This window comes from Streptomyces sp. NPDC055962 (assembly GCF_042270185.1).
In the GTDB taxonomy this organism is placed as follows: domain Bacteria; phylum Actinomycetota; class Actinomycetes; order Streptomycetales; family Streptomycetaceae; genus Streptomyces.
The window spans coordinates 446883-459184 of record NZ_JBHJYN010000004.1; the positions used below are offsets into that span (position 1 = coordinate 446883).

Consider the following 12302-nt stretch of genomic DNA (forward strand, 5'->3'; position numbering starts at 1 on the left):
GTGGCCGGCCACCTGCGCCGGTACTTCCGCCACGTCTCGGTGGCCACCACCCTCTCCAGCCCCGAGGGGGTGCACACCATCGAATGGGGCGGTCACGTCTACGCGTGCACGGGCCCCCGCCGGCGCTGGGGCGCCATGTGGCCCGGACTGCGTACGTACGGGTGAGGACGGGCCGTCTCGGCGGTGCGCCGGAAGAGGGGCGGACCCGCCGTGCGGGCCGTCGGCCGGAGACCGTCCGTTCCTCCGCGGGCCCACCTTTGTCCTGAGTGTGGAGAAAGTTGGATCGGATTCCTGCTCAACTTCTTCCCACTCAGGTAAACCGCTGCTACGTTCCCCTCGAAAGCCAGACGGACTGACCGAAGTGGCGGGGGAGGGACGCGTGAGACGCATGACGGCACGACCCGCGAACACGCATCAGGCGCGGCTGCTCAGACTGTTGCGCGACGGGGGACCCAACTCCCGTGCGCAGCTGGGCGACCAGGTCGACCTCTCGCGCTCCAAGCTCGCCGTCGAGGTCGACCGGCTCCTGGAGACCGGACTCGTCGTCGCCGACGGACTCGCCGCCTCCCGCGGCGGACGGCGGTCCCACAACATCCGGCTCGCCCCCGGACTGCGCTTCCTCGGCGTCGACATCGGCGCCACCTCCGTCGACGTGGCCGTCACCAACGCCGAGCTGGAGGTCCTCGGCCACCTCAACCACCCGATGGACGTACGGGACGGGCCCGTCGCCGTCTTCGAGCAGGTGCTGGAGATGGCGTCCAAGCTCCGGGCCTCCGGCCTCGCCGAAGGCTTCGACGGTGCGGGCATCGGTGTGCCGGGGCCCGTCCGGTTCCCCGAGGGCATTCCGGTCGCACCTCCGATCATGCCCGGCTGGGACGGCTTCCCGGTCCGGGAGGCGCTCAGCCAGGAACTGGGCTGCCCCGTCATGGTCGACAACGACGTGAACCTGATGGCGCTGGGGGAGCAGCACGCGGGCGTCGCCCGTTCCGTGGGCGACTTCCTCTGCGTCAAGATCGGTACGGGCATCGGCTGCGGCATCGTGGTGGGCGGCGAGGTCTACCGCGGTACGACGGGCAGCGCCGGAGACATCGGGCACATCCAGGTGGAACCCGACGGGCGCGCCTGCGCCTGCGGCAACCGGGGCTGCCTGGAGGCCCACTTCAGCGGCGCGGCACTCGCCCGCGACGCCGAGGACGCGGCCCGCGCCGGACTGTCCGTGGAGCTGGCCTCCCGGTTGGACGCGGCGGGGAAGCTCTCGGCCGTCGATGTGGCCGCCGCCGCTGCTGCCGGCGACCCGACCGCGCTGGACCTGATCCGCGAAGGCGGCAACCGGGTCGGCCAGGTCATCGCCGGACTCGTCAGCTTCTTCAACCCGGGCCTCGTCGTGATCGGCGGCGGGGTGACCGGGCTCGGCCACAACCTGCTGGCCAGCGTCCGTACCCAGGTCTACCGGCAGTCGCTGCCCCTGGCCACGGGCAACCTCCCCATCGTCCTCGGTGAGCTGGGGCCCGTCGCCGGAGTGACCGGCGCGGCCAGGCTCATCAGCGACCACCTGTTCTCGCCGGCCTGATGTCCGGGCCGGTGCGCCGTACGGCACACGCTCCGCAGCCACCTCCGTAAGCAGCCTGTCCCGAGCACCGCACGCAGGACCGCACCGCACGCAGGACCGCACCGCACCGCACGAGCACCGCACCGCACGAGCACCGCACCGCACCGCACCGCACGAGCACCGCGCACCAGTAGACAGACCCAGCAGTCCCGTCAGCAGTACGGCACCGCCGGCACTGCGCCCTGCCCGCTCACCGGCCTTCCCCGAGCAGCTCGGTCCCGTCCGAGCAGGGGAGACCCCGTTCGCCGAGGGGATTCGTCATGGCACCAGAACCACCCCTGCTCACGATGTCCGGCATCACCAAGTCGTTCCCCGGTGTGCGCGCCCTCGACGGCGTGGACCTGGAGGTGCTGGCCGGTGAAGTGCACTGCCTCCTCGGCCAGAACGGCGCCGGAAAGTCCACGCTCATCAAGGTGCTCGCCGGTGCCCACCAGCCCGACGGCGGCGCCATCACCTGGGCCGGGGAGACCGTCCAGCTCTCCTCACCGATCACCGCGATGCGGCTGGGCATCGCCACCATCTACCAGGAACTCGACCTGGTCGAAGGGCTGTCGGTCGCCGAGAACGTCTTCCTGGGGCACGAGCCCACCAGCGCCGGGTTCGTCGTACGGACCCGTGAGGCCCGCACCCGGGCCGCCGCCCTCCTCAAGCGCCTCGGGCACCCTGAGATCGACCCGGCGCGCCTGGTCGGCGACCTCTCCGCGGCCCACCAGCAGATCGTCTCCATGGCACGGGCCCTCTCCCACGACGTACGGCTCATCGTGATGGACGAGCCGTCGGCGGCGCTGGACCCCGACGAGGTCGACAACCTCTTCCGCATCGTCGCCGGGCTCACCGCCGACGGGGTGGCCGTCGTCTACATCTCGCACCGGCTGGAGGAGATCCGCCGCATCGGTGACCGGGTGACGGTCCTCAAGGACGGCAGGGCCGTCGCGGTCGGCCTCCCCGCCGACTCCACCCCCACGCGCGACATCGTTGCCATGATGACGGGCCGCAACGTCGAGTACGTCTTCCCCGAGCGTCCCGCGCCCGGCGCACGCGATGCCGCCCAGCCGGTACTCACCATCGAAGGGCTCTGCCGCGAGGGCGAGTTCGAACCCGTGGACCTCGTGGTGAGGCCCGGGGAGATCGTCGGCCTCGCCGGCCTCGTGGGCTCCGGACGGTCCGAGATCCTGGAGACCGTCTACGGCGCCAGGAAGCCGACCGCCGGCCGTGTCCTCGTCGACGGCGCACCACTGCGGCCGGGCAGCGTCCGGGCGGCGGTGACGGCCGGAATCGGTCTGGCCCCCGAGGAACGCAAGGCGCAGGCCCTGCTGCTGACGGAGTCGGTGACCCGCAACGTCTCGGTCTCCTCGCTGTCCCGCTTCGCCCGGGCCGGCTGGCTCGACCGGGGCGCCGAGCGCGAGGCAGCCAGGACCGCCACCCGCGAACTCTCCCTGCGCCCCGACAATCCCGACGCCGCCGTGCGCACCCTCTCCGGCGGCAACCAGCAGAAGGCCGTCCTGGCGCGCTGGCTGCTGCGCGGCTGCCGGGTCCTGCTGCTCGACGAACCGACCCGCGGTGTGGACGTCGGCGCCCGCGCCGAGCTCTACGCCGTGATCCGCCGGCTGGCCGACGAAGGCCTCGCCGTACTGCTCGTATCCAGCGAAGTGCCCGAAGTGCTGGGCCTCGCCGACCGGGTGCTGGTGCTCCGGGAGGGCCGTGTCGTGCACACGGCCGACGCCCGGGAGCTCGACGAGCACCGCGTCCTCGACCTCGTCATGGAAGGGAGCCCGACGTCATGACACAGCCCGCACCGTCGGCGCAGCACCACGGGCCGCAGAAGGGGACCGTGCCCGGTCCCGCGGCCGCACCGCCCTCGAAGCAGAGCGGTGGCCTGCGCGCACTCGGCCTGCGCGCGGATGTCCGCAACCTGTCGCTGCTCGGTGTCCTCGCCGTCCTGATCGCCGTCGGAGGCCTCACCGAACCGGACGCGTTCCTGGACACCGGGAACCTCCAGCTGATCCTGACGCAGTCCTCGGTGATCGGGGTCGTCACCGTCGGCGTCACGTTCGTCATCATCAGCGGCGGCATCGACCTCTCGGTCGGGGCGATGGTCGCCCTGGCCTCCGTCTGGGCGACGACCCTCGCCACGCAGGAGTACGGCTTCGCGGGCATCCTGTTCACCGCGGTGGTCGTCGGCCTCGCCGCCGGGCTCGTCAACGGGCTGCTGATCGCCTACGGCGGGCTGGTCCCGTTCATCGCGACGCTGGCCATGCTCGCCTCGGCGCGCGGCCTGGCGTTGCAGCTGACCGACGGCAAGACGCAGATCGTCACCGTCCAGTCCGTCCTGGACCTCGGTCTGCCCGACAGCTACGTCCTGGGCATCCCGCCGCTGGTCCTCGTCTTCGCCGCGGTGACCGTGGCCGGCTGGCTCGTCCTGAACCGGACGACCTTCGGACGCCGTACGGTCGCCGTCGGCGGCAACGCGGAAGCCGCCAGGCTCGCGGGCATCGACGTACGCCGTCAGCGCCTCTACCTCTACCTGCTCTCCGGCCTGTGCTGCGGCATCGCCGCCTTCATGCTCGTCATCCTGTCCGGGTCGGGCCAGAACACCAACGGCAACCTGTACGAGCTCGACGCCATCGCCGCCGCGATCATCGGCGGCACCCTCCTGAGCGGAGGCCGGGGCACCATCGTCGGCTCCGTGCTCGGAGTCCTGATCTTCACCACGATCACCAACATCTTCGCCCTGAACAACCTTCAGAGCGACGTCCAGCAGATCGCCAAGGGCGCCATCATCGTCGCCGCCGTCCTCGTCCAGCGCCGCACCCTGCGGGGCGGAGAGACCTGAGCAGCTCCGCCTGCGGCGGAGAGCAGCTCTTCCGTGACGGAGCGGTTGCTCCCTGACGGAGCAGCTCCCCTGGAACAGAGCGCCGCTTCCCCGCCGGAGCACTGATCACCCACCCGTTGTTCCGTACGCACCACCCGGATGAAGGGTTCCACAGCCATGCCAGAAACCAGCCGCAGAGGACTGCTCTTCGGCACCGCGGCCGTCTCCGCGGGAGCCTTCCTCACCGCCTGCACCAGCAACGAGCCCAAGGCGGCCGCCGCGCCGAGCAACCAGCCCGCCGCCGACGACAAGCCGGGTACCCCGGTCACCATCGGATTCGCCGGGCCGCAGGCCGACCACGGATGGCTCAACGCCATCAACGTGAACGCCAAGTCGCGGGCGGAGAAGTACTCGGAGGTGACCCTGGAGATCACCGAGGGATCCAACGACACCGCCGCCCAGATCGGCCAGGTCAAGACCCTCATCAACAAGAAGGTCGACGTCCTCGTCATCCTTCCCGCGGACGGCAAGGCACTCACCCAGGTGGGCCTCGAGGCCATGAAGGCGGGCATCCCGGTCGTCAACCTGGACCGTATCTTCGCCTCACCGCAGGCCTACCGCTGCTGGGTCGGCGGCGACAACTACGGCATGGGTCTCAACGCCGGGCACTACATCGGCGAGCAGCTCAAGGACAAGGCGAACGCCAAGGTCGTCGAGCTCGCCGGCCTGGACAACCTGGAACTCACCAAGCAGCGCAGCCAGGGCTTCGCCGACGCCCTCAAGAACTACTCCAACATCAAGCTGGTGGCCCGTCAGGCCGCGGACTTCACGGTGGAGTCGGGCCAGGCCAAGATGGCGCAGTTGCTCCAGGCCCAGAAGCAGTTCGACGCCCTCTGGAACCACGACGACGACCAGGGCGTCGGCGCGCTGCGGGCCATCCAGCAGGCCGGCCGCGACGAGTTCATCATGGTCGGCGGTGCGGGCGCCAAGTCCGCGATGGACGCCATCAAGGCCGACGACAGCGTCCTGAAGGCGACCGTGCTCTACCCGCCCACGATGGCGGCCTCCGCCATCGACCTGGCGCGCGCCCTCGGCCAGAACAAGGGCGTCGCGGGGCTCTCCGAGATGGAGATCCCGACCTCGCTGACGCTGTACTCGGCCGTGGTCACCAAGGAGAACATCGACCAGTACCTGCCGACGGGCTTCAGCTGATCCCGCACCGCCGCCGCCACCGAACCACCGATGAGGAGGAAGTCCGCATGGCCCGTAGGGAAGAGTCGGAGCAGGGGACCGAGGCACCGCCGCCGACGGCGACGCTCGGCGTCGGCATGGTCGGATACGCGTTCATGGGCGCCGCCCACTCGCAGGGGTGGCGCACCGCGGGACACGTCTTCGACCTGCCGGTGAGACCCGCTCTCGCCGCGATCTGCGGACGCGACCGTACGGCCGTCGAGGCCGCCGCCGCCCGGCACGGGTGGGCGGCGGCTGAGACCGACTGGCGCGCCCTGATCGCCCGGGACGACGTGCAGCTGGTGGACATCTGCACACCGGGCGACAGCCATGCGGAGATCGCGATCGCCGCGCTGGAGGCGGGCAAGCACGTGCTGTGCGAGAAGCCGCTCGCCAACACGGTGGAGGAGGCGGAGGCCATGGTCGAGGCCGCGGAGCGCGCCGCGGCCCGCGGCCAGGTGGCCGTCGTGGGCTTCAACTACCGCAAGGTGCCCGCCCTCACCTACGCCCGCACGATGATCGAGGAGGGCAGGCTGGGCGCCCTGCGGCACGTGCGGGCCACCTACCTCCAGGACTGGCTCGTGGACCCGCAGTCGCCGCTGACCTGGCGCCTGCAGCGGGAGCGTGCCGGGTCGGGCGCACTGGGGGACCTCGGGGCGCACATCGTCGACCTCGCCCAGTACCTGGCCGGAGAGCCGCTGGTCGGGGTCTCGGCGGTGAGCGAGACCTTCGTACGGGAGAGGCCCGTGCTCGCCGGGGCGGCCGCAGGCCTCTCGGGTGCCGCCGACAGTGCCGCACGGGGGGCGGTCACTGTCGACGACGCCGCGCTGTTCACCGGGCGGATGACGTCGGGAGCCCTCGCCTCCTTCGAGGCGACCAGGATGGCGGCGGGCCGCAAGAACGCCCTGCGCCTGGAGATCAACGGGGAGCTGGGGTCGATCGCCTTCGACCTGGAGCGGCTCAACGAGCTCTCCTTCCACGACCACACCGAACCCGCCACCAGCGCGGGCTTCCGCCGCATCCTCGTGACCGAGCCCCAGCACCCGTACCTGGAGGCATGGTGGCCGCCGGGCCACGGCCTGGGCTACGAGCACACCTTCGTCCACCAGGCCAGGGACGTGGTGCGCACGATCGTCGAGGGGCTGGCCCCCGTGCCGTCGTTCGCGGACGGACTCCAGGTCCAGCGGGTGCTCGCCGCGGTCGAGGAGAGCGCCGCCAAGAACTCCGTCCACACCCCGGTCGCCCTCTAGGAGGTTCTCCGTATGCCCCGTCCCTTCACTCTCTTCACCGGCCAGTGGGCCGACCTGCCGTTGGAGGAGGTCTGCCGGCTGGCCCGGGACTTCGGTTACGACGGGCTCGAACTGGCCTGCTGGGGTGATCACTTCGAGGTCGACAAGGCTCTGTCGGACCCCGGGTACCTCGACGGCCGACGACAGCTGCTCGACAAGTACGGCCTCAAGTGCTGGGCGGTCTCCAACCACCTGGTCGGGCAGGCCGTCTGCGACAGTCCGATCGACGAGCGCCATCAGGGGATCCTGCCCGCCCGGATCTGGGGGGACGGGGAGCCCGAGGGCGTTCGCCGCCGGGCGGCCGAGGAGATCCGGAACACCGCACGTGCGGCGGCCGCGTTCGGGGTCGACACCGTCATCGGCTTCACCGGATCGTCCATCTGGCATCTGGTCGCCATGTTCCCGCCGGTCCCGCCGCACATGATCGAACGCGGCTACGAGGACTTCGCGGAGCGCTGGAACCCGATCCTGGACGTCTTCGACGCCGAGGGTGTGCGCTTCGCCCACGAGGTGCACCCGAGCGAGATCGCCTACGACTACTGGACCACGCACCGTGCCCTGGAGGCCGTGGACCACCGGCCCGCGTTCGGGCTGAACTTCGATCCGAGCCACTTCGTGTGGCAGGACCTCGACCCGGTCGGCTTCCTGTACGACTTCCGGGACCGGATCTACCACGTGGACTGCAAGGAGGCCCGCAAACGCCTCGACGGCCGCAACGGGCGTCTCGGCTCCCACCTGCCGTGGGGCGATCCGCGGCGCGGCTGGGACTTCGTCTCCGCAGGGCACGGCGACGTGCCCTGGGAGGACGTCTTCCGGATGCTGCGGTCCATCGACTACCGCGGCCCGGTGTCCGTGGAGTGGGAGGACGCCGGCATGGACCGGCTGACGGGCGCGCCGGAAGCGCTGGCATCACTCAAGCGCTTCGACTTCGACCCGCCGAGCGCCTCCTTCGACGCGGCGTTCGGCGGAGGCGACTAGCCAACTTCGTCCGGACGGATCGTCATGGACCGCGTGGCTCGCCGCGGACCATCCGGGGGTGCGGGGCCCGTCCCGCCCGCACCCCCGCCGCTCCACACCCCGGCACCCACTCCGGCACCTCCCCGCACCCCGGCACCTTCCCGCACTCCGGCACCTCCCCGCACCCCCCGGCACCTTCCCGCACCCCGGCCGTCCCGCGGCTTCGGCGTCCCAGCCGGCTCAAGCCCGCCCGGAGAGGCGGGAGGTGCACCCCGGGGGCGGTTCGGCCTGCCCCGAAACTCCTTTGTCCTGCCCTGAGCAAAAGGTCGACTCATCTGCTGCGCAAGGGCTTTCCGTACCGGACGAAGAGGGCTACCGTCCCTTCCGTGTACACGACATGACTCGCGTCACCGGGGGCTCGGCAGCCCCGGTGGCGAGCGCGGCAGTCCCCGCGCGGAACGGCAGAACGCACCCGCCCGAACAACCGGCCCACTCCGGAGGACGCACGTGCACCGAAGCAGCAGACGGCTCAGCGCCCGAAAAACACTCGCCCTCGTCACCGGCGGACTGCTCGCCGCCGCCACCCTCACCCTGGGCTCCTCGCCCGCAGCCACCGCCGACGCCCCGCGTGAGGCGGTCGCGCAGGAGGCTGCCGAGGACTTCCAGCAGGTCACGCTCGCCAAGGGCGCAGCCGAGACCGGCGAGCCCATCTCGCTGGCCGTGCTCCCCGACCGCAGCGTGCTCCACACCTCGCGCAGCGGCGAGCTGCGGATCACGGACAGCGCGGGCAACACCCGCGTCTCCGGCACCCTCCCCGTCTACTCGCACGACGAGGAAGGACTCCAGGGCGTCGGGGTCGACCCGGACTTCGCGGAGAACCGCGCGATCTACCTCTACTACGCGCCCCCGCTGGACACTCCGGCCGGCGACGCCCCGGAGAACGGCACAGCGGCCGACTTCGCGAAGTTCGACGGAGTGAACCGGCTCTCCCGCTTCGTGCTCGACGAGGACGGCACGCTGGACACGGCGAGCGAGAAGAAGGTCCTCGACATCCCGACCACCCGCGGCATGTGCTGTCACGTGGGCGGCGACATCGACTTCGACGCGCAGGGCAACCTCTACCTCTCGACGGGCGACGACTCCAACCCGTTCGCGTCCGACGGCTTCTCCCCGCTGGACGACCGCGCCGACCGCAACCCCGCCTTCGACGCCCGCCGCACCGCGGGCAACACGAACGACCTCCGCGGCAAGATCCTCCGCATCAAGGTCGGCGACGACGGCTCGTACACCGTGCCCGAGGGCAACCTCTTCGCCCCGGGGACCGACAAGACGCGCCCCGAGATCTACGCGATGGGCTTCCGCAACCCGTTCCGCTTCAGCGTCGACCGTGCCACCGGCATCCTCTACGTCGGCGACTACGGGCCCGACGCGGGCGCCGCGGACCCGAACCGGGGCCCGGCGGGGCAGGTCGAGTTCGCCCGGGTGACGAAGCCGGCCAACTTCGGCTGGCCCTTCTGCACCGGCGACAACGACGCCTTCAACGACTACGACTTCGCGACCGGTACCTCCGGTGCCCGCTTCGACTGCGCCGCTCCGAAGAACGAGTCGCGGTACAACACCGGCCTGGTCGACCTGCCGCCCGCGCAGGCCGCCTGGATCCCGTACGACGGCGCCTCCGTCCCCGAGTTCGGCACCGGGTCCGAGTCGCCCATGGGCGGGCCGGTCTACCACTACGACGCCGGCCTCGACTCGCCGGTGAAGTTCCCCGAGGAGTACGACGGGGACTTCTTCGCCGGAGAGTTCGGCCGGCAGTGGATCAAGCGCATCGAGCAGGACGCCGACGGCACCGTACGATCCGTCAACGACGTCCCGTGGACCGGGACACAGATCATGGACATGGCCTTCGGCCCCGACGGCGCGCTGTACGTCCTGGACTACGGTCTCTCCTGGTTCGGCGGCGACGAGCACTCGGCGCTCTACCGGATCGAGAACGCCACCGGCGGCCGCTCGCCCGTCGCCGAGGCGTCCTCCGACAAGACCTCCGGACCCGCACCGCTCAAGGTGAAGTTCTCCTCGGCCGGAACCACGGACGGCGACGGCGACGCCCTCACGTACGCCTGGGACTTCGGTGACGGCGGCACCTCCACAGCGGCGAACCCCACCTACACGTACAAGAAGAACGGCACCTACACCGCCACCGTGACGGCGAAGGACCCGACCGGCCGCACCGGTTCGGCGAGCGTGCACGTGACCGTCGGCAACACGGCGCCCACCGTCGTGATGGAGGCGCCCCTGGACGGCCGCCCCTTCGAGTTCGGCGACGCGGTGCCCTTCAAGGTGACCGTCACCGACCCGGAGGACGGCACGATCGACTGCTCGAAGGTCGAGGTCAAGTTCACCCTGGGCCATGACAGCCACGGCCACGACATCACCACCGAGCACGGCTGCGAAGGCACCATCAAGACCGCCATGGAAGGCGGCCACGACCCGAACGCCAACATCTACGGCGGCATCTCGGCGTCCTACACGGACGGCGGGGGCGGCGGCCAGGCCGCACTGACCGGCCGTGACGCGGCCAAGCTCCAGCCGCGGCACCGCCAGGCGGAGCACTTCGACGACTCCTCCGGCATCTCCACCCCGAGCAAGACGAGCGCCCACGGCGGCAGGACCGTCGGGGACATCGACAACGGCGACTGGATCTCCTTCACCCCGTACATCCTCGACGGCTCCACGAAGCTCACCGCCCGCACGTCGTCGGCGGGAGCCGGGGGCTTCCTCGAAGTACGGGCAGGCTCACCCGCCGGCAAGATCCTCGGCTCGGCCCCCATCCCGGTGACCGGCAGCTGGGACTCCTTCCAGGACGTCGACGTGCCGCTGCGCGGCGCGCCGAAGAAGGCCACGGAACTCTTCCTCGTGTTCAAGGGCGGAGCGGGAGCGCTGTACGACGTGGACGACTTCGAGCTGTCGAACAGCCCCGTGGACCGGACGGCCAAGCGCGTCCTCGTCTTCTCCAAGACCGGTGGCTTCCGCCACGACTCGATCCCCGAGGGCATCGCCGCGCTGAAGGAGCTCGGCAAGGACACCAACATCACCGTCGACTCCACCGAGGAGGCGGGCCAGTTCACCACGAGCAACCTGGCGCGCTACGACGCCGTCGTCTTCCTCTCGACGACGGGTGACGTCCTCGACGCCGGCCAGCAGAAGGCGTTCGAGAACTACGTGGCGACCGGCGGCGGTTACATGGGTGTCCACGCCGCGGCCGACACCGAGTACGACTGGGAGTTCTACGGTGGTCTCGTGGGCGCCTACTTCGACTCGCACCCGCAGATCCAGCCCGCGACCGTCCGGGTGGAGAACCACGACCACCCGGCGACCGCCCACCTGGACGAGGCCTGGGACCGCACCGACGAGTGGTACAACTACCGCACCAACCCCCGGGACAAGGCCCAGGTCCTCGCCACCCTGGACGAGACCACCTACACCGGCGGCACCATGAAGGGCGACCACCCGATCTCCTGGTGCCAGGCGTACCAGGGCGGCCGCTCCTTCTACACCGGCCTCGGCCACACCAAGGAGTCGTACGCCGAACCCGCCTTCCGGCAGCACCTGCTGGGCGGTCTGCGCTACGCCGCCGGGCAGGTGAAGGCCGACTGCAAGCCGGACACCGGCTACCGGTCGATCTTCAACGGCAAGACGCTCGAAGGATGGAAGCAGGCCGGCCCCGGGAAGTTCACCGTGGCCGACGGTGAACTGCGCTCCGAGGGGGGCATGGGCCTGCTGACCTACCAGGCCAAGGAGCTGAAGTCCTACTCGCTGAAGCTCGACTGGAAGATGGCGGGTGACGACAACTCCGGTGTCTTCGTCGGGTTCCCCGCGTCGGACGACCCCTGGTCCGCGGTCAACAACGGCTACGAGGTCCAGATCGACGCCACCGACGCGGCGGACCGCACCACCGGAGCCGTCTACACCTTCAAGTCGGCCGACCTCAAGGCCCGTGACCGGGTCCTGCGGCCGCCCGGCCAGTGGAACAGCTACGAGATCAAGGTCCAGGGCGAGCGGCTCCAGATCTTCCTCAACGGGGTGAAGATCAACGACTTCACCAACACCGACCCGGTCCGCAGCCTCAAGAACGGCTACATCGGCCTCCAGAACCACGGAGCCGACGACCAGGTGTCCTTCCGCGACATCCAGCTGAAGGAGCTGCCCTCGACGTAGGGCGGCCACCTCCTGCGCCGGCGGGGGGGGGGGGGGGGCCCCCCCGGGGGCCCCCCCCCCCCCCCCCCCCCCCCCCCCACCCCCCCCCCCCCCCCCCCCCCCCCCCCCCCCCGGGCCGGGGCCGCCCCTGTGTACCACCCCTCCACACTCTCGTCTGCCGCCGCCTTATCGTGGGGGCCCCCCGGCCGGC

Annotated in this window: 8 protein-coding genes; all 8 read left to right on the forward strand. The window is 70.9% G+C overall.

Annotated features, from left to right (window positions below):
* The 8 genes from ACFC51_RS15620 to ACFC51_RS15655 all read left to right on the forward strand — a co-directional run bounded on the left by ACFC51_RS15620 (nt 1) and on the right by ACFC51_RS15655 (nt 12112).
* A complete protein-coding gene (locus ACFC51_RS15620) occupies nt 1-165 on the forward strand; it encodes a hypothetical protein (protein WP_376370201.1) in 165 nt (54 codons plus the stop codon).
* A gap of 223 nt (nt 166-388) precedes the next feature.
* Complete coding sequence (locus tag ACFC51_RS15625; protein WP_376370199.1) at nt 389-1570, forward strand: ROK family protein; 1182 nt, start codon at nt 389-391, stop codon at nt 1568-1570.
* A 299-nt stretch (nt 1571-1869) separates the two neighbouring features.
* On the forward strand, nt 1870-3393 hold the full coding sequence (locus ACFC51_RS15630) for a sugar ABC transporter ATP-binding protein (protein WP_376529078.1): 1524 nt from the start codon (nt 1870-1872) through the stop codon (nt 3391-3393).
* Nucleotides 3390-4442 (forward strand): ABC transporter permease, encoded by a 1053-nt coding sequence (locus ACFC51_RS15635; protein WP_376370196.1) that lies wholly within the window; start codon nt 3390-3392, stop codon nt 4440-4442. Before ACFC51_RS15630 ends, ACFC51_RS15635 begins: the two co-directional genes overlap by 4 nt.
* A 156-nt stretch (nt 4443-4598) precedes the next feature.
* On the forward strand, nt 4599-5633 hold the full coding sequence (locus ACFC51_RS15640) for a substrate-binding domain-containing protein (RefSeq protein ID WP_376370194.1): 1035 nt from the start codon (nt 4599-4601) through the stop codon (nt 5631-5633).
* 116 nt (nt 5634-5749) lie between these two features.
* Nucleotides 5750-6901 (forward strand): Gfo/Idh/MocA family protein, encoded by a 1152-nt coding sequence (locus ACFC51_RS15645; RefSeq protein WP_376529239.1) that lies wholly within the window; start codon nt 5750-5752, stop codon nt 6899-6901.
* A gap of 12 nt (nt 6902-6913) precedes the next feature.
* Nucleotides 6914-7918: a sugar phosphate isomerase/epimerase family protein gene (locus ACFC51_RS15650; RefSeq protein ID WP_376370192.1), complete on the forward strand. Its 1005-nt coding sequence runs from the start codon at nt 6914-6916 to the stop codon at nt 7916-7918.
* A 486-nt stretch (nt 7919-8404) separates the two neighbouring features.
* Nucleotides 8405-12112 carry a ThuA domain-containing protein gene (locus ACFC51_RS15655; RefSeq protein ID WP_376529081.1) on the forward strand — a complete coding sequence of 1236 codons (3708 nt, stop codon included), beginning with the start codon at nt 8405-8407 and terminating at the stop codon, nt 12110-12112.
* The last annotated feature ends 190 nt before the right edge of the window (nt 12113-12302 follow it).